This window comes from Tenacibaculum sp. Mcav3-52, assembly GCF_022347665.1.
Taxonomy (GTDB): Bacteria; Bacteroidota; Bacteroidia; order Flavobacteriales; family Flavobacteriaceae; genus Polaribacter; species Polaribacter mesophilus.
The window spans coordinates 461,107-486,962 of the sequence record NZ_JAKRGE010000002.1 but is presented as its reverse complement, the minus strand read 5'-3'; the positions used below and the strand labels follow the sequence as shown (position 1 = coordinate 486,962).

The window sequence follows — 25,856 nt, the reverse complement described above, 5'->3', positions numbered from 1 at the left end:
GCTGTTAGGCGGATTTTTTATTTATGCTTCGTTTTCTAAACGGTTTCGTTTCATTTCAAAAGCTTCGGTAGCTTGTTTTATAATGTTTAAGGTATCAGAAGCTCTTACCATTACTTTTTCGAGTTCTTTGTCTAAGTCTTTTGACTGGATATCGAATAGTTGAACTTCAACCACACCAATTTTTTCAATTAAACTTTTTTGCGTGTTTTTAATGTCTTCCATTTTAACTAAAACAGAGTTCATTGTATCGAGTCTTTTCTGTTCTTGATCTGTCATAAGTTTCTTTTTTAGTTGCAATTAAGATATGAAAAAATCAAGAATTAAGCAAATTAAGTAGTTTGTAAGGTGTTGGTATTTAGTGTTTTTAGTAGGTTTTTAAATAGCAAAAAAGCAGGAGTAAAATTCCTGCTTTTTGTTATTCTGAAAATTCTAATACGCTGTTTTTAGTACGGAGTCTTATTTCACTTAGTTTTTCATCAACTAACAATTTTCCGTCTTTAAAAACTTCTCGTAATTCGCCTTTTTGTTCTTCTTCCCAACTTATTTGATCGTGTAATTTATATTTTCCATCTTCTAGCGTTATTTTTAATAATCCTTTAGCAGATTTTTTAGTTCCGTCATCGGTAATTGGGTCTTTAAAAATTTCTCTTCCTTCTCCATCTACTTCTCCGTAAGTAGCTTTCATGGCAAATCCAAAGGTATCTCTGGTGTTGTATTGATAGGTAAAAGAACCAATTCCTAAGACTACGTTGGTAGAGGCAAACCCTTTTTGTTTTAAACGTTCACAAATTTGTGTGGCTCTTTCAAGGGTAATGCTATCGCCATAGATAGCTCCAATATGACTATCTAGTTCTTTATATCCTTTTGTGTTGGTTGTTCCTCCAAAAACTTCCCAAAGCAGTTGTATGACTCCTTTTTGTTCTTCTACTGTTTTACCGTTTTGATTTCCGCAAATAATATCTACTGGATCCCCGCTGTCTGGTCTTATGACTACTTTTCCATCTCTGGCTAAGACTTCTTCTTTTAGATTAGGTAAGTATTCGGTAAGAACTTTCCATAAATCCCACGTATCAGAAACAATAGAAACGATACCGTTTGGATATACCTCAGTAATTAATCTCTTAAAAGTATCTTCTTCACCACTATTGGTTCCCATACACATTACAGAGTGTTCAGTTGCTGCAACAGAACCACCAATCAATTCATTATCAGAATCAGCATTGTAATACTTTTCTAAAAAATCTACAGCAGGAATTGTATCTGTACCAGTAAAACTTAATAAGTGACCAGCAGCACTCATTTCAGCAGCTTCTAAACCAGCCATTCCTCTCATAGAAAAGTCGTGTCCTTGCCAATCTACCATTTCAGGAACAGATGAGGTTTCTTGTGCGTATTTGTCTAATATTTTTCTGTACTGTTTTGCAATGGTTGCAGAATTACATGGTAACCAAACAGTGGTAGATAATAAAGTTTCAAAGTAATTGGTTAACCAAAAGAATTCTGGCAATGTATTATACATGGTAAACATTGGTACTCTGATTGGAACCTCAACACCCTCTGGTAATGCTTTAAAAACCATAGGAATGTATCCTAAATCGTGTAATGCAGCAATATGTTCTATACCTACAGAGTTTTCACCTAAATAATTATTGATTCTTCTACTGTATTGTTTGCAAATTTCTTCTTTTGGTTTGTTAAAGAAGTTGGTTTGAAATTCTTCAATAATATATTTTTTAATGAAGTATTGTAGTCCGAAAAAGACTACCTTTTCAACTCCTTGAATCCTACTTTTTCTTGGTGTCCAGTTTGAATATACTAAGGTAGTATTGTTAGGGTATTGTCTTCTGTGGTCTACTTTGTAACCGTCTGTATATAATAATGGATTCATAGTATGTTATTTTGTTTGTGTCAAAATTACGCAAATTAAAATTAACTGACAATTAAATCTTTTGAAATTTTAGTTTATTTCCTCTAAATATTGATTAAAACGAGAAGATATTTCTTTTATATATTGTTTCCCTTCAACATTCTCAATCATAAAGTCAGGAAGGCTTCCAATTCCATACAATCCTGAGTTAATTCCTGTTGTTATAGATGCTACAGAGTCAACATCACCTCCAAGAAAAATAGATTTCTTAAGAGCATCAAAAGCACTTGTACTATTTTTTAAGATATATAGAACACTGCCTGTGGTATATTTTGAATCTGATGGCATACCGTTAATCCCATTTAAAAAATATGGTTTTCTTATCGGTTGATGTCCGCACAATGTTTCGTAATTACCCTTAGTTAATATCTCATTTGATTTTATCTTATTAACGGAGGTAAGGTAATTTTTATATTCATCATTTAGATTTACTTTTTCTATACAGTATTTTATGAGGTTTTCTTTATTTCCTTTTTTTACAAGTAAGTACTCAGTAGCTCTTGCAATGCATTGACTACTAAGTATGGCATTTATATTAGGATGTGTTGCGTTAGCATTAATCTTTGCATATTTATTAATGAGATTCGAAGGAATGAAACCTAATGGGACTGATCTCATGGCTGGAGCATTTCCTGGAGTTGACCTATTTCTTTGAAAGTTTTTAATTTCTTCAATTGTCATTTCTCCAGAGAAAAACCATCTCATTGACCCATGGCCATTTCTGCCGTGGCCTTTTTCATGTTTCCCTTTGTTGTATTCATCTTTCCATTTTTCTACTAATAAACTCTCATTAAACTCTTCTTTTGAATAGAGAGCTTTTATAAGTCCAATAGTCATTTCTGTATCATCTGTGTATTGCCAATCGTAATAATTTTCTGTAAAAGCACTTAACTTATCAGTTGAGATCTTAATTAAGTGGCGTACGTTGATGAACTTGGTAAAGTCTACATTTTTTTGAATCCAATTTCTATCTTGAAATTCTAAACCGGCACCAAAAGCGTCTCCTATAGCTATACCCAGTAAAACATTGTATAAATTCACAATTTTATGTTTAATTATATCCAAAATTTTGTAATCAAATGCTTATGAATTTTTGTTTAATAAATCTCTAACTTCCATTAAGGCATACCCTAATAAATTGTGCCCTTTCCATAACTCTGGATTAGTAACATTAGGGTTATCAGCAGCCATTCCAATTCCCCATATAGAATCAACAGGGCTTGCTTCTACTATAATTCTATCTTTTGTATTTAATAAAAATTCTTTTAAGTCTTTATTTTGAGAAAATTTAGCATGATTGGCTTTTACGACGATTTCGAATTTGTGTTGATCCCATGCTTCTGGAGAAAAGTTCTTAACCTTCCTCCCTAGTTTTTTTACTTGATGAGGTGTACTAACAGAAAGGATTTCTTGTAAAGTTTCTTCATCATTAAACACTTTCGCTTTACTAGCCATCATATAATGCTCAGCAGTAGGGTAGGTAATACCATCGATTTCAAAAGAAGCTTTCCACCACTGGCTGAAACAGCTTTTACCGACGCTTCCATCCTTGTTGGGTTGATGCCCCCAAAAAAATAAGAAACTTAAGTTTTCATTATTGTTGTAACGTGCTATTATTGTTTTATTATTATATTTCAAAGTATTATTATTTAGATGAGTTTATAGAGAATTTTAATTTCTCCCTTTTTCATTTGGATACAAATTTTTTACTTGGTCACTTTGCCAAAACTCTTTGTTGTTGATATCCATAATTGTTAAACATCCTGTAAATGCAGCTCCTGTATCAATATTCCATAAGTTTAAAGCGTTTATAGGATTTGATGAGTTATAGCGTATAGTTGGGGTGTGACCAATGTATATTTCTGAGTAGTGTGTAAACCTCTCAGGATATAGTTCAGATTTTTCAGATAAGTTTTTATCAGTAGCTAAAGCAGTTTCCCATAAGGTTCTATCAAAATGATAATTTAATTTGAAAGTCTCTTTTTCTACTCCGTGCATAGAGGTAAATCCAGCATGGATAAACAAACGATTTTTACTATCGATATAATAAGGTTTCATTTCTTGAAAAAATGCCAGATGTTCATGTTTCTGTTCTTCTGAATAAGATTCGTAGCTTTTTTTGGTTTCTTCGCCACCATGTGCTAACCAAATAGCTTCACCTTGACCAGTTCTCAGCCAATCTTCACACCACAAATCATGATTTCCTTTAATGAAAATACATTCATGCTTTTTGTTTAACTCTATTAAAAAATCAATGACTTGTGCAGATTCACTCCAACCGTCCACATAATCACCAAGAAAAATTAAGGTATCTTCTATAGTGATTTTGGCTTTTTTAAAAACTTGGGGTAAGGCTTTTAAGCCTCCATGAATATCACCAATGACAAATGTTTTCATACTATTATAAATCTTCAAAATTAATGAACTCAGTAGGAACAAGATTAGTTAGCCAAACTCCATTTTCAGATAAAAAGAACTCATAATTTTTTTTATGCATAACACCTGATTGAACAGTCAAAATTATAGGTTTACCTCTTCTACTGCCTACTTTTTTAGCAGTTTCTACATCGGAACTCAAATGAACATGTTGTCTACTCATTTTTTGTAATCCGTTTTCTTTTATTGAAGGAATAAATTTAGCTACTGTTCCGTGATATAAAAATGGAGGGGGAGTTTTTGTTTCAGTTACTATGGTTACATTTTTTAAAGAGTGTCCTTGATTGGCTCTTATTTTTGTTTTGTCTTCGTTAAATGAAAATCGTTGTTTATCGTTTGTTTTTACAACTAAATCCAATTCTTCTTTAGTAAATGAAACTCCGTTGTTACTTGATTTGTTCAAAAGTTCTTCTACTGAAGTCCATCCGTTGATGTCTAATTTTAGCCCAATTTTTTCAGGCTGATGCCTTAATATCAGGCTTAAAAACTTACTTATTCTTTTTGTGTTCTTCTCATTCATTTTTTTCAATTTTATTCAAAAACGTAAGCAATGTTTGTTACGTTTTTATTGGTTAATTTTCATAACGATATTTTTTTGCGAATTGTTGACTTAAGAGAATAATATCATCTTTTCTTACTAATGAATCTATCCATTTTTGAGGTATATTATCAATTCCATAATACATACCAGCAATAGCTCCAACTACAGTAGCTGTGGTATCAGTATCATCCCCTAAATTTACAGCTTTTAAAACTGCCTCACTATAATTAGTAGTGTTGAGCAAACACCAAAGTGAAGCTTCTAATGTATCTATAACATAGCCACTGGAATTGATATCTTTTTCTTTTAAGTTAGATATATCTTGCTTTAAAATTCTAGAGAAATGATTTTGCTCGTAAGAAGAAATACTTCTTTCTGAAAAATAGACAGTAATTTCCTTTTGCATCTTTTTATATGAATCTACAATTGAAAATCCATTTAAAATATGTTCAGCTAATTTTAAATATATTAAACAAGAAATTGCCGACCTTATGTGTGGATGTGTTAGTGATGAAACATGCCAAATAATATTAAATTGGTCATTTATTCTCTTACCCTTTATGTAAAAGAGTAAAGGAATAATTCTCATTAATGAACCGTTACCATTGGTATATTCATCATCAGAATATTTTAAAATTTCTAGTTCTTTATAGTCTTCTTTATTTATGATTTTTGAAAGTTGTTCAATCGCTTTTCTTGTTTGGATTCCAATATCAAAAACATTACCGTGTGGAGTCCATATCTCAGCATTCATCCATTGGATAAATTTATATGAAATATCCACTAAATCGTACCCTTGACATAAACTTTCAGCTAAACAAAATGTAAGAGAACTGTCATCAGACCAAGTTCCTTTTGGCTGGTGATGTGTTCCAAACTCTCTCATGTCTATTACAGGATTTTGTTTTAACTCTTGCCTGTTTTTAAACTCCACAGGTACCCCTAGAGCATCAGCTACAGCTAATCCAATAAATGTTGACTTTATAATGTTATTTTTCATAGTAGTTTTTTATGATTTTTATAGCAATTTTCCCAATTCAATCTGTATGCAATTATCGTTTTCTATAGTTTTAAAACTATCTGTTGTGAAAATTTTGGTGAAGTGCTTTTCAAGTTCATCAAAACCTTTACTAAATATTCCATGACTTACAGCTAAATATAAATTCCCCGCATTTTTAGCTTTTAGTTCTTTAGCTAGTCCTAGAAAAGTACCTCCACCATCACAAATATCATCTACTATCAAGCAATCTTTTCCTTGTAAGTCATCAGTATATACTTTAAAACCTGTCAACTGACCTGTTTTTACGTTTCGGCTTTTAGAGCATTCAATAACTTCATAGTTTTGAAGGTAAGCAGCAACCTTGTATATCTTTTTTAACGCACCACCATCAGGAGAAATTAGTAGTAAATCGTCTGATAATTGTTGAGTAACGCGTTCTATGAATGTGTGGTTATCTATAACTCTACAGTTATTTAATAGGGCAGGAGTTACTTCTGAGTGTGGATCGAAAACAGTTACTGACTCAAAGTTTTGTGCATTTATAATATCTGCATATACTTTTACCGATAAAGGTTCACCTGATACCATCAATCTGTCTTGACGAGCTGCTGGAAAATAAGGAAGAACAACATGTAACTTTGCAATTCCCATGTTTTTGAGCGCATTGGTAGCTAATAATAGTGTGCCCATATCATTAAAAGACTGAATACGATGTGTAATGGTAACTTCTGACACATTTTCAAGTTCAGAAATGATTTTAATATGTGGTTCCCCTCCTGAAAAAGTAAAGAAATTATAGTCTACATTGTTTTCTGTTCCGTAAGGAGTAAAGCTTTTATCTAAGTTTAAAATCATATTGCGTAATTTTTACACAAATATAATGCGGTTTTTTAAAATAAAAAATGTTTTAGTGTTTTTTTTACGCAAACTTAATTTCGAAGTGGAATCCTTTCTTTTCTAGTTCTTTATACTTCTTAGCATTAAACTTAAAAAGTTTTGCAGGTCTACCACTAGAAGGCTGGTGTATTTTATCGGTTTCGGTAAGTATTCCAAAGCTCATAATTTTTTTTCTGAAATTACGTCTATCAATTTTTTGATTAAGGATTGTTTGATATAAATTTTCTAAATCAGAAAAAGGAAATTCTTTTTTTAATAATTCAAAACCAATAGGTTGGTAGTTTATTTTGTTTTGAAGTCTTTGTAAAGCTGTGGTTAAAATACGATTGTGATCAAATGCTAGTTTGGGGAGCTCATGAATAGGAAACCATTGTACTTCAGCGGCATCAGTATCAGCACTAATTTTAAAATGATTGGGACTTACCAAACCAAAATAGGTAACAGAAATAACTCTGTTTCTTGGGTCTCTTTTGGGAGTTCCGAATGTATATAGTTGTTCAAGATAATCGATAGTAACTCCTGTTTCTTCTAATAATTCTCTTTCAACTGCATGTTCTAGTGATTCGTTTTCTAAAACCAATCCACCAGGCAATGCCCAAGCTCCTTTAAAAGGTTCGATGCCTCTTTTTATTAATAAGACAGAAAGTTCTTTTTGTTGGTAGCCAAAAACAACAGCATCTACAGCAACTTTTATATTTTGTGATATCTTCATTTAGTGTTGAATTTACACAAAGTTACGAAAGTTTTAAAAATTATAGATTCATATTTTAAACAAGGTACTTTTTAATTGTTTTTTTAATGTAGCTTGTGCAATTTGAATAATAAAATCTACTTACAAACTTTACAATCTTCTTTGTCTTGAATTTCACCTACTAATTTTCCTTCTTCGTTAAGTGAAAATCCACAGCAATCCATAAAACCTTGTGCAATTAGTTTACGAGCGCGTTGAATTTGAGATTTAGTGGTTGGTAAATTTTGTTTTAAAATGTCTGCAACTTCTTGCTGTTTTAAGCCTTTTATATCTGATAAAAATAGTGGATCTCTATACTTTTTAGGCAAGCTTTGTAAGATTCCACGTAAGCAATCTTTCTCAGTATGTTCGTGTTCTTTTATATCTGTTTGGGCTTCAAAACTTTTAAATTCAACTGTTTGATTAGTGTTCTTGAAGTAATCCATCATCGTATTCCGAGCAATCGTAAAAATCCAAGGTTTTAGTTTGGTAATATCGTTTAATGTATGAAGTTTAGTGTGAACTTTTATAAATGTTTCTTGTACGATATCATCAGTCACAGAAGAGTCTTTCACTTTACTTAAAATAAAGTGTTTTACATCGTCTGCGTATTTTTTCCAAACTTGTTGCGTTGTCATAGTATAAATTTACGAAAAATGCCACGTTGAATAAAAAAACATTTGTTTTCATTTTATTCAGCGTGACAAAATATTAAAAAGTTGATTTAATTAACAGTTACAGTTATTACATGTGCAGTTTTCACATGTACAATTTGAGCAGTCACTTGTTTTACATCCTTCGCAAGTGCAAGTGCATTGATTGCTATTTTTCATGATATTATATGTTTTGTGTTTGTATAGTAGACTGGAAAAAGCGTAAAAAGATGCATTTATTGTTAAAAATATTTTTGAAGTTCTTTTCTAACAGGAATAGGTTTAACTGCTGAAATATTTGTACCTCCTGTATTTCCCGTAGGAACCCAAATTAAAGTAAATAAAATTGAAGCTATAATTCTAAAAAGTTGCCCAATAATTTCTTTACTGCTGTTTGTTTTTATTCCGTAAACTAGCATGTAATAATGAGATATAGAGTGTCTATAAACATGTTTTTGTCCTAATACATGAGCGTTTTCTAAATGATAAAAAGACACCTGAAAGCTTTTGCTTTTAAGTGCCTTTTTAGCTAAAGTTAACTGCTTGTAAAACTCCTGTTTTCGTTGTAGTTGTGTCATGATTTGCTGATTTTGTAAATCAGACTATAACGAATAGAAAAAGATGCATTTTTAATTTACTTTTTCACCATTAATATAGGTTGCTAAAACTTTTGTATTCGGAATTTCTTTTCCGTCGATTTTCACGATGTCTTTGTCTAAAATGATAAAATCAGCTACTTTACCAACTTCTATACTTCCTTTTTCTTTTTCTTCAAAGTTTGCATAAGCATTCCAAATGGTCATTCCTTTTAAAGTGTTTTCTCTAGATAAAGAGTTTTCCATTTGATAACCTTTTTCGGGATATCCTTTTAAATCTTTTCTGATGGTTGCTGCGTAAAATGTATATAATGGACTAACATGCTCAATAGGGAAATCGGTTCCTAAAGCAACTTTTCCGTATTCTTTTAATAAGTCATTATAAGCATAAGCACCTTTAACTCTATCTGATCCTATACGGTCTTCTGCCCAATACATATCAGAAGTGGCATGGGTAGGTTGTATAGATGGAAGTACATTTTTGAATAGATTAAAATCTTTCACATCTACAATTTGAGCGTGTTCAATACGCCAACGTCTGTCAGTTTTATTTTTTAATACTTCGTTGTATGTTTTTAACATCACATAATTGGCAGAGTCACCAATTGCATGTGTGTTCATTTGATAGTCGGAAGCAGCGATTTTCTTAGCTACTTTTTGTAAGTTCTCATACGAGTTAACCAAAGCTCCAAAATGCCCTTTTTTGTCAGAATATTCATCTTTAAGAGCAGCTCCTCGTGATCCTAAAGCACCATCGGCATAGACTTTTACAGAACGAACATTTAGTCTGTCAGTTTTTATAACTCCTTTGTTGAGAAAGTAATTAAGGTTTTTTTGATTGTTAGAAATCATTGCATATACACGCATCTTTAAATCACCCGATTGTTGTAAGCTGTCAATTAATTCAATAACTTCTTTATCTAAACCAGCATCGTCAACGGTAGTTAATCCTAAATCAAAACAGATTTTTTCAGCATCTTTTAAAGCTTGAATTTGCTCGTTTTTTGATGGTTTTGGATTATTGATAAAATTCATTGCATTGTCAATCAGTACTCCTGTTAGCTTACCATCTTTTTTTATGAATTCTCCTCCGTCAACTTTTGAGTCAAGAGTTATTCCAGCTAAATCAATAGCAGCTTGATTTACTAACATTGCATGACCATCAATCCTGCGAATAGCAACTGGAGTATTAGGGAAAATACTGTCTAATTTTTCTTTGGTAGGAAATTCTTTTACTTCCCAATCATTTTGATCCCAACCACGGCCTGTGATGTAGGTTGTATTCTTTTCTTTTTGAAAATCAATTAATCGTTGTAATACTTCATCATAACTCTCAGTTCCAACTAAGTCTACTTTCTGTTGTTGTAAACCTAATCCGTAAAAATGACAATGTGCATCGATAAACCCGGGGTAAACAGGTTTGTTTTTAGCATCGATAAGATTAGTTGCTGTGTATTTTTTTTGTATTTCTTTATTGTTTCCTATGGCTATAAATTTTCCATCTTTAATAGCGAAACTTTCAGCGGTGTCAAAGTTAGAGTTTACCGTGTATGTATAGGAATTAATAACAATAGTATCTACTTTTTCTTTTTGTTTACAAGAAAGTAGGAAACTAAAAAAGAGCAGAGGGAGTAGTGTTTTTTTCATAATTGCTGTTATGTTAAAAGTATAGATATTCAAATGTATTTAAACTTAAACAAAAAAGGAAAACTAAAACTAGTTTTCCTTTTATAAAAAATACATAATAGAAAAAGGTTCTATTTACTAACGGCTTTTAAAGCAGCGTCAAAAGCAGGGTCAATATTCGTGGTTGTTAATTCATCAACTTGCTCTTGTGTAGGAATAGTTTTCATATCTGGTGTAACACCAATAGCTTCAATAACTTTCCCTTCATTGTTTTTAAAAGCCATTAAAGGCATGTAAAATTCTAAAAATCCGTTACTTAGTCTATTACCACCATTAAATGAATCTTGACCTCCTAAACCTGCAGTGCCACCACCACTATTGTCTCCAACGATAGTTACATGATCTCCTTGAGATTTAATCATCATAGTACTAATTTCGGCCATACTAAAAGAGTTTTCATCAATTAAGACTGCGATAGGGGTATTTTGTTGAAGGGCGAATTTGTGAGGCTTTGTTTCTACTGGTGTCCATGGACTATAGTTGAAACGACCATTTCCTTCTTTGGTTCTTTGGTACCCCCAAACTTTTTGCTCTGTTATAAATCTTTCGGTAAAAATTCGGGCGTCAATTACATAACCACCACCATTACCGCGTAAATCTAAAATTATTTTTTTTGCTTTACCATTGGTTATAGGGTTGTATAGTTTTCGGTAAAGATCAAAGTTATAATTAGAGGTAATAGAGTTTAATAACGCGTCAAATTCATCGGTAAAAGTAAAACCGAAAAAAGAAACAGTAGTAGCAAAACTAGAAACTTTTTGATATGTTTCTATTCGTTTGTTATAAATTCCGTATAGTATGTTAACGGCTTCTTTTTGTGCTTCAGTTGTACTAGAAGCATTATAATAGGCGCCTAATGTAGGTAGTACAGTTTCATGTTTAGTTTTAAAGTCATTTTTAGCGATTTGTGTGAAATTAGCTAGAGGAGTTAAACTATTTTCAAAGCTTTCAATTAATTCTGTGTTTTTAAAATTATCAAGAGCTGTTATATAAGTCTTATATTCGTTGGAATTAATAACTGTGCTTACTAATGTTTTAAAAGAATTTAAATTTTCTTTCATTAAGGTTTCAAAAAGAGTACCTGCATCGTTATCTAATTTCTTCAAGTCATCAAAATATGATTGATTGATTCCTTCAATATTACTGATATCTTCTAACAAAGGGAATGCTCCATCTATTATTGCATTTGGATAAACTTCAAATCCAGTTAACTGGATATACATCGTTTCTGGATCACTTTTTAAGAAACCTGCTAAAATAGGTCCATCTTGAACAATTGTAGTAGGGTCTAGTTTATCATTAACCATTACGGAACCTACATCTTCATTGTCAATTTTTGGGTTTCTTTGATTTCTTCCAAAATTAACAAAACCATCTTCTTCAGTGTACTTATATCTCATGTTGCTAGAGAAACTAGCTGATACAGAAGCGCTTCTTCCTGGTAGCTTAACACTAGGTAAAGGAATAGTTACACTTAAGCCGAAATGTTGGTCTAAAGTTTTTCCTGTAATAATTTCAGCAAAATATTTAAAAGCTAAATTAGCTTCTTTTTCAGCTTCAATAGGATTTGTATCCGCCTTATTAAAAGTTGTTAGTTTTTTAAATTTTGGATTGTATTTTTTGTATACGTTGTCCCAACTTTCTTCTTGTTCATTAAAGTAGTTATAATCGTTATTCATTGTATCCCAAAAAGCATTGAAAAGATCAGAATAACTAGCTACATCAGTTCTGTTTAACTCAGCTACCTCTAAAGCATCTTCTCTACAAGATTGAAGAGTTTGTAATGATAGAACTACTATAAATATTTGTAATATGTATTTAAGTTTTTTCATAATAATTTAGTTTTTAAAAGTTGTAAGATATTCCTATACCATAATTAGAGGTGGTATAATAATAGTTAGAAGTTTTTCTTAATTGTTCTTTTTGGTTGTCAGACAAACCATACATAAAAGAATACTCAACAAATAGGCTGAAGTTTTTGTAAAAGTTATAGCCTAATCTGGTTTCAGCTTGTAAGCCATAATCAACCCTGTTAAAATGATTTTCATTTTTGTCAAAGTCATAAGTCTCAGTTACTGTTTTCTTAGGGAAACCATCAAGATCAAGTTCTCCAAAAACTTCAACTGTACTTTCTCTTTTAAGTGAATTCCACCAACCTACGTAAGTTCCTGCAAAAACTTCAAAATTAAACTTGGTGTCTTTTAAGGCTTGATGTAGTGGTTGTATCCCTACCATTACTGGAATGTTGAAATACCTTGATTTATGAAGGGTAGAAACACCTTCACGTGTTCCTGTTCTTTGAAATCTATAGTTTTTATTAAGATATGTTAACCCTGTTTGTATACTAATGTGTTTATAAACTTTAAAGTTGAATCCAGCTTTAAAGTAGTTTCCATCCTCATCTACATACTCAGTATCTACTCTATTACTTGCGCTATAAGTAATATCATTATTGTTTAATCCCCCTGAAAAGCTTACTCTAAATTTATTTTGGGCTGATAGAGAAGAGTTGATTAATAAGGCAACAAAAAGAAGTAAGACTACTTTAGGGGTAAAAGAAGACTTTCTCCCATGAGTTTTTTTATTTTTCATGCGTGTTATGTTAAAATTAATAAATAATAAAAGGTATCCTAATATGGATATAGCGTAATTTTTTCTAGAATAAAATTGCGGTACTAAAACAAGTGAATCGCTAAAAACCCTAATATTTTATTTTAATTAATGTTAAAAAGAGGTGAATTTTATGTTTTTTTTTATGTGAAAAATAAGAAAGTAATATTTGTTAGTGGTTTGGTTTGTAGTATTGTAGGTTGTTGTGTTTTTTGATGAGAGTTTTTTAAAATATTTTTATTTTTTTTAAGAGTATTGAGGTTGTGTTATGAATGAAATGAAAAGCTACATTTAAAACTAAGTTTTAAATGTAGCTTTAAACAAATAATTTATCTCAAAGAAATATGTTCTCTGTTTCTTAATTAAGAAAAGATTTTCATTAGTGTGTATAAATTAAATAGGCGATATATAATAGTAAAAACTGAAGAGGCACTCTTATGATGGCTATTTTCCTAGATCCAATTGCAGGTTTTTCTCTAAAAACATCCCAAATGTGAATAGGTAAGAAAATTAACATTAATAAAAACATTGTTAAGGCTGCTTGTTTGGTAGTTTGATTAATTAGTAATCCAATGCCAATAAGCAGTTCTAATAAACCAGCTATGTAGTTTACAACTAATTTGGGAAGGAAATTAGGAATAAAGCGATTGAAAATCTTAGGTTTCACAATGTGCATAATACCTGCAAAGGCGAAAAATATTCCGAAAATAATTCTTAATGCTAATATTAATATATTCATTAACTGAGTTTATTACTGGATTAATATATAAGATGAAGAGTTTTCTTTTTTATTCTGTTCAGCCTTCTTAGATAAATAGTTGTTAAAAATATTATATAAGGTAATTATAATAAAGGTGATAATTAAATTAAAAATGACTTTTTTTAAAGTAAATTTCTTTTTTCCATAACCTTCTTTGTGTTTTCTTTTAGTTTCAAAGTATTCTTTATTTAATCTAGTGCTCATCTTATACTTTTTAAGGTTTTAAAGCTTCTTCGTTATATAAATATTTATCCATTAAATATACAATACTAGCCATAGAAGCACTTCCTAACTCAAGTTCACGTTTATTTACTTTATCAAATGTATCAGTAGCTGCATGATGATAATCAAAATAGCGTTGTGAATCTGGTCGGTAGCCTACTAAGGTAACATGGTCGTCTTTTAAAGGTCCGATGTCAGCACCGCCACCTCCAGCAGTAATATCATGTAATCCGTAAGGTGCTAAAAGCTTTTTCCAGCTTTGAACTAGTTGCAAGTTTCTTTCATTAGCATCGATAGAGAAACCTCTTGGAGTATGCCCACCGGCATCAGATTCTAAAGCTCCAATATGTAGTTCATTATTTTCCTTAGCTAAACGAGCATATTCCGTTGCACCACGTAAGCCATTTTCCTCATTCATAAAAAATACAATACGGATTGTGTTTTTAGGTTTAATATTGTTCTTTTTAAACAAATAAGCAACTTCTAACGATTGTACAATTCCGGTTCCGTCATCGTGCGCGCCTTCCCCTAAATCCCAAGAATCTAAATGTCCTCCAACAACCATAATTTTATTAGGGTATTCACTTCCTTTAATTTCTCCTACGACATTGTGTGAAGGGGCATCAGGTAAGTTCTCGCAACTTTGTTTAAAATAAAACTGTAAGCTAGGGTTTTCTTTTAAATGCTTGCTTAAGTTTTCAGCAGCACGAGAACTAATAGCAGCTGCAGGAATGTATTCTTCTTTTGGAATATCACCGTACCCCATAGAACCTGTGTGTGGATAATCATCAATTCCATTAGTCATAGAACGAACAATGACTGCTTTTGCTCCAAATTTTCCAACTATGGCAGCTCCTCCATAGCGTTGTCCTACACAACCTCCATAAGCTTGAAAGGTATTAATAAGAGTGTTGTCAAAAGCACCATTGAAAAATACAATTTTACCATTGGCTTTATCACCTAAGTTTTTAGCTTCTTCAATATTTTTTACTTCGATAACTTCTGCTGTAATTCCGTTAGAAGGTGTTGCAATTGAGCCTCCTAAAGCACAAATAGGGACATTTATTTTTTCTCCGTTAAATTCATAATTAGCAACTTCTTTTTCTCCACGAACCCAATGAGGCACCATAATGGGTTGTAGCCAAACAGAATCTAAACCAACTCCTTTCATGAGTTTTTCTCCCCAAATAACTGATTTAGCTGCCCCTTCTGAACCAGATAAACGGCTTCCAATATTTTGTGTTAAATCACGTAGCCATTCATATGATTTACCTTGGGTAAGCGCGGTGCTGAACAGTTTTTTTATTTGTGTTGAGTCTTGTTTGTAGTTTGCTTCAGTATAAGTGTTTGAAGCAGTAGTAGGTTGTTTTTGCTCTGTTTTACAAGCAAAGAAAACCATGTTTGTAAGAAGTAAAAAGGTTAGTTTTTTCATTTAGGGTATTAGTTTTAACACCCTAAATGTAAGTTTTATATTTTAAATGCTAGAACAGTGTATCAAACTTCCAGGTTAAGCCGCCCATTGCTTGAAATCCTTGTACATTAAAGTTGTTGAATCGCTGATAGCTGTTATTTAAAACATTGTTTAAGTTTAAGAAAACAGAGAACGAATCATCAAAATGATACCCCCCATTAAAGTTTACATCAAAATAACTTTTTAAGTCTATTGGAGTATAGGTCTCAGCAGGTAAAGTATCATAAATTCTTCCTTTACGATTTCCTACGAAGTATAAGTTAGCACCAGCAAACCATTTATTGGTTTTGTAGGTTCCAAAAACTTCTCCTTTTATTTTAGGCGTGTTCCAAGCTTCTTCTTCATTGGTTAAGGTAAATTTATTAAACTGAGCATTCGCTCCAATAGTAAGATTTTTAATGCCATCAAAGGCAACTTCACCAAAGAAGGTCATTAACTTAATATCATCATAAATTACTTTAAAAGAGTTCCCATATTCATATCCATAGAATGTAAATCCATTAGTTCCAGCAATGTTATCACCCTCCGATTTTGATTGATTCAGTACAAAAAATGGATTATTTTCTATGTCAGCATAACTTACTTTTGCATTATAACTGAATTGATGATTTAGTTTACCTCTAATTCCTCCGAAAGCATCAAACTTTTTATTAGTTTGTCTCATGTCAAGAGTAGGAGACAAATATGGGTTATCATCTGTAAAAGATTGATACATATTTGTGGTTAAATCACCGGAAGCACCAAGAAATACATTTGCTAGTTCTTTAACTATAGGATAAGAAATCTCCACATCAGGGTAGATAAAAAAGTTATTTTCGCTATTCTCTGTATCCATTGAAAAGTAACTTTTTGCTCCTAATTGAATTGCTAAATCTTGTACATTGAATTTGTAAGTAGGATGTACTCCAAGTGTAATGAAGTTATAATCTATCGGAGTAATTGCATCGTATGCGTAAGCATAAGAACCTCCTAAGTAATTAATAGTGGTATTTATATACAAATCGTTTAATTGGCGATGAAAATTATCTAAAGGAAAACGAAATTGTGCATTACCATCAACTAAAAATTCAGCACTTTCAAACGAGTCAGAGAAAAAAGCGATTGACCCATTAGCTTCATCTAAAAAAGAGTCATCTGGTTTTATTTGACCAAATATTTTTATGTGATTGTAACTTTGTGCTTCTTCAATAGCACTTAAAGTAGTTTCTGTAAACGTAATATTTGTAGGTAAACCGTACCAGTTGTATTTGTCTTTTTCAGCACTGATACCTGCTGACCATTGAAAATAACGTTCTTGTTGGGTGTAGTTTATGTTTAGGTCAATATTATAAAAAGTACTGCTTAATTCTGTGTTAGCTACAGGGTCAGATGATAATAGGAACTTTAGATGTGCTGTTAATTCACTATTATAACTTTCATTTCGTCTTACATATGCTTCTAAAAAAGGTGAAAGGACGTTTCCAAATCCAACCGATACATAGTTAGGATATAACTTTTCTCTTTTACCCAAGTCAACTTTTTTCATTGTTCCGCTTTTGGGGATAAAGGTAGAGGCAACAGGGACTGAAAATATTTGATATTCTAAAGCTTTTTTCTGAGTTTCTTTTGTGTGTTTAATTACAGGTTTTTGCTTTATTTTAAAAGCATCAGTAATTTTAGGAACATATGAAGTTACTACATTTACAACTTCGGTTTTTATAATAGTGTCTTTAGCTTTATTAGTGGTGTTTTTTTCTTGTGCATTTGTGTATGCTACTACAAATAAAACAAGTAAACTTAAGTGCTTTTTCATCGATCTAGTCATTTAACTTTCGTTTGTTATTAACAAATTTTAGTTTTGGGTAGTTACTGATTCGTTTGTTTTTGCTTCTTTATTCTTAATGGTACGAAGCTCATTTTTTGCTTCTTCAATTACATCTTTATACTGTGTGAAGTTTTTGATGATGTTCTCCAAGATATATGTTGCCTGATAAGCATCTTTTAAAGCATAATAGTTTTTAGCCATAATTATATAACTTTTAACTCCCCAGTACTTATATGATGAGTAGTTAGCAATTAAATCTTGTACAGCTTTGGTAGAGGCTTCATATTCTTTGTTTTCATGTAAAAAGAAAGCATTGTAATATAAACACTCTGCTTTTAACTCTCCAGTAGCTTTTTTACTAGCTTCGTTAAAATATTCTTCAGCAGTTAAAAAGTCATTGTTTTTGAAAGAAGAGCGGGCTAAAATGATTTTAGCATCCTCAGCAATATTAGTATCTACCTTTCCTTTGAGTAACACTTTTTCAGCATAAGTAATAGCATTGGTGTAATCACCTTTCTTATAGTATCCTTTCATTAAATTACTTTGAGCAAAAATGATGTTTTGCGGATAGTTAGCTTCTTTTTCTAGTTGTTGGAGCACTACAATACCGTTGCTCCAATCTTCTTTTTGTAAATAAATATTAGCTAACTTGGTTAAAGATTCTTCTGTAAACTCGCTTTTTGTTTGTTTGTTTACATAGGTGTAGTGAGGGATAGCTTTATCAAATAACTTTGTGTTGTTATACGCTTGAGCTAAGTAAAAATGAGCTTTTAAGACATTAATCCCGTTAGGAAATTGTTGTAAGTATTTATTGAATCCTTCAATAGCCTTAGTGTTGTCGTTCTCTAGGAATTTATTTTCAGCAGATTGATAGGTTGCGTTATCTAATTCTGCATTGCTAACATTAGCAAAAGGTATGTTTTTAACCCAAGTAGCATATTCATCTACTTTACCTATATCGATATATACATTTTTAACGTTGGTTACTGCTTGTTTTGCTTCGTTTGAATTAGGATGCTTCGCAACAACTTCTTTATATTTTTCGATAGCTTTTCTGTTGTTGTTGTTGCTATAATATAATAATCCTTGGCGTAATAATACATTTGGAACGTAGTTGCTTTTTGGATGATTCTTTAATAAACGTTCGTAAGTTTTTTGCGCTTTTGAAACGTTATTCATGGTTGTGTAAGTGGTTGCTAATTGAAATAAAGCATCATCTTTTAATTGAGAACCATCGTAATCACTAATTAAAGTTTCTAGATCTTGGACTTTAGCATCATTTTTTCCCAAAAAGCCATTACTCATAGCGGTTTGATATTGTGCATAATCAGATCCTACACCGCCTTCTTGAATTACCTTATTATATGCCTTAATAGCATTTGTGTAGCTTTTTGAAGCATAAAAAGAATCTCCTAGGCGATTGGAAGCATCATCGTTTAAATCGTTATCATCAAGATTCTGTTCTAAAAATTGCTGAAAGTATTTTGCAGCATTTGGATAACTTTTTAATTTGAAGTTTGTGTACCCAATTTGGTAATTAAGCATCTTAGCCTCGTTAATATCCTTATCAGTAACAGATAAGAAGTGTTTAAGGGCACTTTGATAATTTCCTAAAGAATATTCGGTTTCAGCCAACCAGTAAGCTGCTTTGTTACTCACAGTAGCGTTCTCTGACTGAGTTGCATTTACAAAGTATGGTTTGGCTTCTGTTATTTTAGTTTCGTTATATAATTGAATTCCCCTGTATAAAGAAACTTCATTAATAATACTTTTACTTTCTGGAGTCTCTGAAGTATTTAAAAAGTCCAAAGCACCTTGATAATCTTGTTGATGCAAGTATGAAGTCACTAACAAATTGCTAATTTCAGCAGCGTATGGAGATGTTGGGTATTTAGCTAAAAAGCCTTTTAAAACATCAGGAACACTTTCATACGGATTTCCTTCTTCGTAACTTAACTTCGCATAATTTAAAGAAGAACTTTGAGTAATTTGAGCATCAAAATCCATTTCACTTGCATTTTTAAATGCGTTTAAAGCTTCCGTTTTTTTATCTAATTCTAAATAACACTCTCCTAAATGATAGTAAGCATTTTGCGCTACTTTGTTATTTCCACCAATAATTTTATTAAAATTACTAACAGCAGTTTCATAATCTTTTTGTTGATAATAAGCATAGCCTAAATAATAGTAATCGGTATTTGTCCAACGACCATTTTTTCCTTTGTAGGCTTTTAAAAACGGAATAGCTTTTTCGTATTTTTTAAGGTTGAAATAACTTTCACCAACAATTTTAGAAATTTCAGAAATCTCTTTTTGATCTTTCGTAGTTTCTAGTAATTGTTCTCCAATTTGAATTGATTTATCGAACCTTCCAGCTTTAAAACTGATGTCTAATATATAGTAATTTGCTTTTGCTTGGTAAGTAGCATCGTTTGCTAATTGACTTAAATTGTCTTCAGCTTCTCCGAAATTTTCTTGCTTATAGGCAATGTATCCGTAATAGTAACGAGCGTCGTTACCATAAATAGGGTTTCCTAACAAGGTTTGAAAACGAGATTTAGCATCTTTTAAGTAATTAGAAACTAATAGCGCATAGCCCATTTTATAATTGAGTTCATTTTTTTCTTTTGGACTCAATAGTTTTTCATTTACTTTTTGATACCATTTTAGGGCATGAGCAGCTTTTCTGTTGGCGAAATAATAATTACCAACATTTAAAAATGCCTTTTCTTTTTTATTGTTGTAAGGGTAGTTTTCAACAAACTGATTAACTCTATAATCAGCATCATCTTGTTGTAATTTTATTGCACACATAGCATCATAATAGTCAGCATCAGCTTTTAAGTTATGATGTTTTTCAGAGTTTATAGAAACTTCGCGAAAAACTTCTTGAGAAGCAGAGTAAGCTTTATTATTATACAGGCGCATTGCTTTATGAAAATTGGCATTTACATCAGTATTTATAGCTGATTCTTGCGCTATTACCGCTGTTGTAATGGTTAAAAAAAGAAATAAGTAGCAGCTTTTTTTGAAACAGTTAAATCTCATATTTTTTAGTTATCTAGAAACTATAACGTTAGTTTTTTATTTTTGTTGGGAGACTTTTTATCAAAAGTAAGAAATGTTAGAGAATTACGTTATAAAATTTTAGATTTGTAAAAAACTACACTCCATGGAAAATCCTGTTTTACACCTAGAAAACGCAGATATTTATCAACAAGACAATTTAGTGTTATCAAAAGTAAACTTTACCTTAAATAAAGGTGATTTTTATTATTTAATTGGTAAAACTGGAAGTGGGAAAAGTAGCTTGTTAAAAACCTTGTATGGTGATTTACGTTTGCAACGTGGTTTAGGAAGCATCGTTGATTTTGATTTAAAGAAAATGAAAGAAAAAGATATTCCTTTTTTAAGAAGAAAATTAGGTATCGTTTTTCAGGATTTTAAACTATTAAACGATAGAAACGTATTTGAAAATTTAGAGTTTGTATTAAAGGCAACTGGGTGGAAAGATAAAACTGAAATGAAAGATAAAATTCATGAAGTTTTAGATAAGGTAGGAATGAAGGAAAAGTACTATAAAAAAACTTTTGAATTGTCTGGAGGAGAGCAACAACGCGTAGCAATTGCAAGAGCATTATTAAATAATCCTGAATTAATTTTAGCAGATGAGCCTACGGGAAACTTAGACCCAAAAACTTCACTAGAGGTGATGGAGTTATTGAATGAAATTCACCAAAGCGGAAAGACAATTTTAATGGCTACGCACGATTATCAATTGATTGTAAAGTTTAAACAAAAAGTGATTAAATGTGAGGGTGGTGAATTGTTTGAAGTAGTACAACAAGCAGTTTAATATTGTAAAAAATAAACCCACTTCAAGGATGAAGTGGGAAAATTGCTATGAAAAACTATGAAAAGAAACACTACTAATGCTTCTCTACTATAAAGACGTTTAGATTAGCAAAATCTTACACAGTAATTGGAATTTTAACAAAAGTTTATAAAAAAAACCTGAGTAATAAAATTACTCAGGTTTTTAAATATTTCAGACTGTTAACCTCTTAGAAAGTTAATGCAGTGTTGTTATTTTTAACAGCTTCAGCTGAAGAAGTTAAAGCAGCTTTTTCTTCCTCGCTTAAGTTAATTTCAACGATTTTTTCAATTCCGTTTTTACCTAATACTACTGGTACACCAATACATAAATCAGATAAACCATATTCTCCCTCTAATAAAGCAGAACAAGGGAATATTTTCTTTTGGTCACAAGCAATTGCTTGTACTAAACCAGATACAGCAGCACCTGGAGCATACCAAGCAGAAGTACCTAATAATCCTGTTAAGGTAGCACCACCAACTTTAGTATCTTGTTTTACTTGCTCTAATCTTTCTTCTGATAAGAACTCAGATACAGGAACAGAGTTACGAGTAGCTAAACGAGTTAACGGTACCATTCCTTTGTCAGAGTGACCTCCGATAACCATTCCGTCAACATCAGAAATAGGAGCTTCTAAAGCTTCAGCTAAACGATACTTGAAACGAGCAGAGTCTAATGCTCCACCCATACCAATAATTCTATTTTTAGGTAATCCAGTCGCTTTGTGTACTAAATATGTCATAGTATCCATTGGGTTAGATACTACAATGATAATTGTGTTAGGAGATTGCTCAACTAAGCTAGCAGCTACTGATTTTACGATACCAGCATTAATTCCTAATAACTCATCACGAGACATTCCTGGTTTACGAGCAATACCTGAAGTAATTACACAGATGTCTGATCCTGCAGTTTTGCTATAATCTCCTGTTGTTCCAGTAATTTTTGTGTCAAAACCATTTAAAGAAGCAGTTTGCATTAAGTCCATTGCTTTACCTTCAGCAAAACCTTCTTTAATATCAACTAAAACAACTTCAGAAGCGAAATTTTTAATAGCAATGTACTCAGCACAACTAGCACCTACAGCACCTGCTCCTACAACCGTTACTTTCATTTTATATATGTTTTTTGTAATTAATTATGTTTATAAGTGCGGAATCCGCACAAGATGCACAAAAATAGCGATTTGGCTATGGATATAAAAGAAAAACCCGTTGATATTTCAACGGGTTTGTTCTAGAGTTTATTTTTGGTAAAAATTATCTAAAACTAAAAGCAATACCTGCATTAACAGAGTTATACTCTTGTAAGGTATAACTTCCGAAGATTTTAAAGAAACCTAAACTTAAACGAGCACCTAATGTGGTGTTAAAGCTACCCGTATTAGTCTTTAAAGATAAAGGGTCAGTAACTCTTTCTTCATCTACTGGAATATTATTGAATTCGTATCTAAGAATGTAGGTTCCAAGCATATTTAGTCTGGTATTACCTCCATTATACCCTACACCTCCGTAAATATTAATAACAGGAAAGTTTAAAGATGCGATTGCTTGTACAGTATATGAATTTAGTTTAAATTCTGCAGAAGCATTTTCGGTTGATACATCACCAGAAACATCACCTATTGTATAATCAACATTCATATTGGTGTAGGCAGCTAGTAAAGAAACATGCAATGGTGTTTTATCCATAGGACCAAACCAATTGGTAATTTCTTTTTTTACTCCTATTCCAAACAATCCTCCTTTTACATCATCAGAGCCTACTTTTGGTACATATCTAACCATTGCTTCAAATTTATAAGGAAGTCCTAATCCAATTTGAACAGAAGGAGCTGGTACGGCATTAGCAGGTAGATCATCTTTAACGCCTTCAGGCATTGTAAAGTTAGCTTCAACTTCTTGTCCATTAACGGTTGTTCTATATGTTAATTCTGCAGGAGTTAGGGAATTGCTTCCAGTAACTGTTGGTGTAGTATTTTGGTTATAGGTAGTATTACTAGATAATCCTATTTTTGTTAGATTAAATATTTCATCTTCAGAAGGTACAAAAGAAGCATTAGCACCAATAGTGATATCAAAGCCAAATTTTTTGTGAACTTTAGCAGTATGATACCAGCCATTGTTCATACTATAAATAAAACCTTTCATAGCAGGATCTAAATAAGCATTTGTTAGTTTGCTAGCGTCTTCTTTTGCTAATAAAATAGTTTCTAATTCCTGAGCTTTAACACTAAAGCTTACCATTAGAGTTAAAAGTGGTAAAAGAATTTTTTTCATAATTATGAGGATGTTGTTTTAAGCGGTAAAAATATAAAATAAAAAAAAGCTCAATAATTTTATTGAGCTTTTTTGTCGTTAAGAAATTGTTTTATGCATCAATATTCGCATATTTTGCATTCTTTTCTATGAAATCTCTACGTGGAGGAACTTCATCACCCATTAGCATAGAGAATATTCTATCAGCTTCAGTTAAGTTGTCAATAGTAACTTGTCGTAATGTTCTAAACTCAGGATTCATGGTAGTGTCCCATAATTGTTCTGCATTCATCTCTCCAAGACCCTTATAACGCTGAATAGTTACTGAACCACCCATTTTTTGAGCAATTAAATCACGTTGATTGTCATCCCATGCATACTCGCGTTTTTGCCCTTTTTTAACTAAATATAAAGGAGGAGTAGCAATGTAAATATATCCTTGTTCAACCATTTCACGCATGTAACGGAAGAAGAATGTTAAAATTAAAGTAGCAATGTGGGAACCATCCACATCGGCATCACACATAATAACTACTTTATGGTAACGTAATTTGGTTAAGTTTAATTCACGAGGGTCGTCTTCTGTTCCAATAGTAACTCCTAATGCAGTAAACATGTTTTTGATTTCTTCATTTTCAAAAACTTTATGTTGCATAGCTTTTTCTACATTTAAGATTTTACCTCTTAAAGGAAGAATAGCTTGGAAGTTACGGTCACGACCTTGTTTTGCAGTACCACCTGCCGAGTCTCCCTCAACAAGAAATATTTCACATTGAGCAGGGTCAGTTTCAGAACAGTCTGATAATTTACCAGGTAAACCACCAATACTCATTACTGTTTTACGCTGTACCATTTCACGAGCTTTGCGTGCTGCGTGACGTGCTTGTGCAGCTAAAATAACCTTTTGAACAATGGTTTTAGCGTCATTTGGATTTTCCTCTAGGTAATCCGTTAACATTTCAGATACCGCTTGTGATACAGCAGCGCTTACTTCACGGTTACCTAATTTTGTTTTTGTTTGACCCTCAAATTGAGGTTCTGCTACTTTTACAGATACAATTGCTGTCAATCCTTCACGGAAGTCATCACCAGCAATTTCGAATTTTACATTTTTAAGTAAACCAGACTCATCAGCATACTTTTTTAATGTGTGCGTTAAACCACGACGGAAACCTGATAGGTGTGTACCACCTTCGTGTGTATTAATGTTATTTACGTATGAGTGTAAATTCTCAGCATACGAATCATTGTACACCATAGCAACTTCTACAGGAATTCCATTCTTTTCACCTTCCATAGAAATTACATCTTGAATAATCTGTGTTCTTGTCCCGTCTAAGAATTTCACAAATTCAGATAAACCTTCCTCAGAATGAAATGTTTCAGAAATATTATTCCCTTCATCATCCTGATTACGTTTGTCAGTTAACGTAATGGTGATACCTTTATTTAAGTATGCCAATTCGCGCATACGTGTAGCTAAGGTATCGTAGTTGTATTCTGTTGTTTGTTGAAAGATTGATTTATCTGGCAAGAAGCTAACAATAGTTCCAGTAAAATCTGTATCTCCAATAGTTTTTACAGGGTATAAAGTTTTACCTCTTTCATATTCTTGTTGCCAAATTTTACCTTCTTTATGTACAGTTGCAGTTAAATGATCAGAAAGTGCATTCACACACGAGACCCCAACACCATGTAGTCCACCAGATACCTTGTATGAATCTTTATCAAATTTACCACCAGCACCAATCTTGGTCATCACAACCTGTAGGGCAGAAACTCCTTCTTTTTTATGAATTCCAACAGGAATACCACGACCATTATCTTTTACTGTAATAGAGTTATCTTCATTAATATCTACTGATATTTCATCACAGTGACCAGCTAAGGCTTCGTCAATAGAGTTATCTACAACCTCATATACTAAATGGTGTAATCCTCGTACTCCAACATCTCCAATATACATGGAAGGACGCATGCGTACATGCTCCATTCCTTCTAGCGCCTGGATACTATCGGCAGAATAATTATGTTTTTTTTCTTCGCTCATTATAAAGAGAATTAAATTAAAGTCTTTATCATAAAAAAATCGCTCGGGAGCGATTATTGTTACATTACAAATTTACGATTTTATAAACTTTAAATAAAGTTTTTAAGAGGTTTTTGTGATGTTTTATCAACAATTGCTTAAGAAATAAAAAAACCCTTAAAACGGCTAAAAACACTTTTAAATTAGAATTTGAAGATAAATGGATAGTTTGGTTTAATCTTTTTTTATAAAAATAGCTTATTTGGCTTTAAAAATGTTTTATAAAAGTAAAGTTATAAAATTGTTTGTTTGGTGTTAAATAAATGAATTTAAATTAGTGTTTAGTATTATTTTTTTTA

23 protein-coding genes are annotated in these 25,856 nt (G+C 31.8%); 1 reads left to right on the top strand and 22 read right to left on the bottom strand.

Features of this window, described 5'->3' with window-relative positions; all coding sequences use genetic code 11:
• Nucleotides 1-21: 21 nt before the first annotated feature.
• The 19 genes from MHM83_RS08205 to MHM83_RS08115 all read right to left on the bottom strand — a co-directional run bounded on the left by MHM83_RS08205 (nucleotide 22) and on the right by MHM83_RS08115 (nucleotide 20,381).
• Nucleotides 22-276 carry a hypothetical protein gene (locus tag MHM83_RS08205; protein ID WP_047788492.1) on the bottom strand — a complete coding sequence of 85 codons (255 nt, stop codon included), beginning with the start codon at nucleotides 274-276 and terminating at the stop codon, nucleotides 22-24.
• A gap of 139 nt (nucleotides 277-415) precedes the next feature.
• Complete coding sequence (locus tag MHM83_RS08200) at nucleotides 416-1,888, bottom strand: nicotinate phosphoribosyltransferase (protein ID WP_239179175.1); 1,473 nt, start codon at nucleotides 1,886-1,888, stop codon at nucleotides 416-418.
• A gap of 69 nt (nucleotides 1,889-1,957) precedes the next feature.
• The gene (locus tag MHM83_RS08195; RefSeq protein WP_159613585.1) at nucleotides 1,958-2,968 is read right to left on the bottom strand and encodes an ADP-ribosylglycohydrolase family protein; all 1,011 of its coding nucleotides are present in this window, start codon (nucleotides 2,966-2,968) and stop codon (nucleotides 1,958-1,960) included.
• Nucleotides 2,969-3,010: 42 nt separating this feature from the next.
• Nucleotides 3,011-3,565, bottom strand: coding sequence for an NADAR family protein (locus MHM83_RS08190; RefSeq protein ID WP_239179173.1), 555 nt, complete (start codon nucleotides 3,563-3,565; stop codon nucleotides 3,011-3,013).
• 33 nt (nucleotides 3,566-3,598) lie between these two features.
• Nucleotides 3,599-4,324 carry a metallophosphoesterase gene (locus tag MHM83_RS08185; RefSeq protein ID WP_239179171.1) on the bottom strand — a complete coding sequence of 242 codons (726 nt, stop codon included), beginning with the start codon at nucleotides 4,322-4,324 and terminating at the stop codon, nucleotides 3,599-3,601.
• Between the two features lie 4 nt (nucleotides 4,325-4,328).
• On the bottom strand, nucleotides 4,329-4,883 hold the full coding sequence (locus MHM83_RS08180) for an RNA 2'-phosphotransferase (protein WP_159613514.1): 555 nt from the start codon (nucleotides 4,881-4,883) through the stop codon (nucleotides 4,329-4,331).
• 52 nt (nucleotides 4,884-4,935) lie between these two features.
• Nucleotides 4,936-5,904, bottom strand: coding sequence for an ADP-ribosylglycohydrolase family protein (locus MHM83_RS08175; RefSeq protein ID WP_239179169.1), 969 nt, complete (start codon nucleotides 5,902-5,904; stop codon nucleotides 4,936-4,938).
• A gap of 18 nt (nucleotides 5,905-5,922) precedes the next feature.
• Complete coding sequence (gene prs / locus MHM83_RS08170; RefSeq protein WP_239179167.1) at nucleotides 5,923-6,759, bottom strand: ribose-phosphate diphosphokinase; 837 nt, start codon at nucleotides 6,757-6,759, stop codon at nucleotides 5,923-5,925.
• A gap of 64 nt (nucleotides 6,760-6,823) precedes the next feature.
• Nucleotides 6,824-7,513 (bottom strand): NUDIX domain-containing protein, encoded by a 690-nt coding sequence (locus MHM83_RS08165; protein WP_073181655.1) that lies wholly within the window; start codon nucleotides 7,511-7,513, stop codon nucleotides 6,824-6,826.
• Nucleotides 7,514-7,629: 116 nt separating this feature from the next.
• Nucleotides 7,630-8,169 (bottom strand): sigma-70 family RNA polymerase sigma factor, encoded by a 540-nt coding sequence (locus tag MHM83_RS08160; RefSeq protein WP_239179164.1) that lies wholly within the window; start codon nucleotides 8,167-8,169, stop codon nucleotides 7,630-7,632.
• 257 nt (nucleotides 8,170-8,426) lie between these two features.
• Nucleotides 8,427-8,762: a DUF3703 domain-containing protein gene (locus MHM83_RS08155; protein WP_239179162.1), complete on the bottom strand. Its 336-nt coding sequence runs from the start codon at nucleotides 8,760-8,762 to the stop codon at nucleotides 8,427-8,429.
• Between the two features lie 51 nt (nucleotides 8,763-8,813).
• Nucleotides 8,814-10,427: an amidohydrolase gene (locus tag MHM83_RS08150; RefSeq protein ID WP_239179160.1), complete on the bottom strand. Its 1,614-nt coding sequence runs from the start codon at nucleotides 10,425-10,427 to the stop codon at nucleotides 8,814-8,816.
• Between the two features lie 110 nt (nucleotides 10,428-10,537).
• Nucleotides 10,538-12,298 carry a S41 family peptidase gene (locus tag MHM83_RS08145; RefSeq protein WP_239179158.1) on the bottom strand — a complete coding sequence of 587 codons (1,761 nt, stop codon included), beginning with the start codon at nucleotides 12,296-12,298 and terminating at the stop codon, nucleotides 10,538-10,540.
• Between the two features lie 13 nt (nucleotides 12,299-12,311).
• Nucleotides 12,312-13,058 carry an outer membrane beta-barrel protein gene (locus MHM83_RS08140; protein ID WP_159489835.1) on the bottom strand — a complete coding sequence of 249 codons (747 nt, stop codon included), beginning with the start codon at nucleotides 13,056-13,058 and terminating at the stop codon, nucleotides 12,312-12,314.
• Between the two features lie 397 nt (nucleotides 13,059-13,455).
• The gene (locus MHM83_RS08135) at nucleotides 13,456-13,815 is read right to left on the bottom strand and encodes a MauE/DoxX family redox-associated membrane protein (RefSeq protein ID WP_239179156.1); all 360 of its coding nucleotides are present in this window, start codon (nucleotides 13,813-13,815) and stop codon (nucleotides 13,456-13,458) included.
• Between the two features lie 12 nt (nucleotides 13,816-13,827).
• A complete protein-coding gene (locus tag MHM83_RS08130; protein WP_047788481.1) occupies nucleotides 13,828-14,040 on the bottom strand; it encodes a hypothetical protein in 213 nt (70 codons plus the stop codon).
• 10 nt (nucleotides 14,041-14,050) lie between these two features.
• On the bottom strand, nucleotides 14,051-15,490 hold the full coding sequence (locus MHM83_RS08125; protein ID WP_159489841.1) for a M20/M25/M40 family metallo-hydrolase: 1,440 nt from the start codon (nucleotides 15,488-15,490) through the stop codon (nucleotides 14,051-14,053).
• Between the two features lie 49 nt (nucleotides 15,491-15,539).
• Nucleotides 15,540-17,321, bottom strand: a complete 1,782-nt coding sequence (locus tag MHM83_RS08120) for a hypothetical protein (protein ID WP_239179154.1) — start codon at nucleotides 17,319-17,321, stop codon at nucleotides 15,540-15,542.
• A gap of 39 nt (nucleotides 17,322-17,360) precedes the next feature.
• Nucleotides 17,361-20,381, bottom strand: coding sequence for a tetratricopeptide repeat protein (locus tag MHM83_RS08115; protein WP_239179152.1), 3,021 nt, complete (start codon nucleotides 20,379-20,381; stop codon nucleotides 17,361-17,363).
• Nucleotides 20,382-20,505: 124 nt separating this feature from the next.
• Between MHM83_RS08115 and MHM83_RS08110 the strand changes: the two genes are divergently transcribed.
• Nucleotides 20,506-21,189 (top strand): cell division ATP-binding protein FtsE, encoded by a 684-nt coding sequence (locus MHM83_RS08110; RefSeq protein ID WP_047788478.1) that lies wholly within the window; start codon nucleotides 20,506-20,508, stop codon nucleotides 21,187-21,189.
• A gap of 208 nt (nucleotides 21,190-21,397) precedes the next feature.
• Here MHM83_RS08110 and mdh read toward each other — a convergent pair whose 3' ends face one another.
• From mdh to gyrB, 3 genes are all read right to left on the bottom strand, one after another.
• A complete protein-coding gene (gene mdh, locus MHM83_RS08105; RefSeq protein WP_125343487.1) occupies nucleotides 21,398-22,324 on the bottom strand; it encodes a malate dehydrogenase in 927 nt (308 codons plus the stop codon).
• A gap of 145 nt (nucleotides 22,325-22,469) precedes the next feature.
• Nucleotides 22,470-23,489: a DUF6588 family protein gene (locus MHM83_RS08100; protein WP_073181637.1), complete on the bottom strand. Its 1,020-nt coding sequence runs from the start codon at nucleotides 23,487-23,489 to the stop codon at nucleotides 22,470-22,472.
• 91 nt (nucleotides 23,490-23,580) lie between these two features.
• Entirely contained in the window at nucleotides 23,581-25,518 is a 1,938-nt protein-coding gene (gene gyrB, locus MHM83_RS08095) for a DNA topoisomerase (ATP-hydrolyzing) subunit B (RefSeq protein WP_047788474.1), read from the bottom strand.
• Nucleotides 25,519-25,856 lie beyond the last annotated feature (338 nt).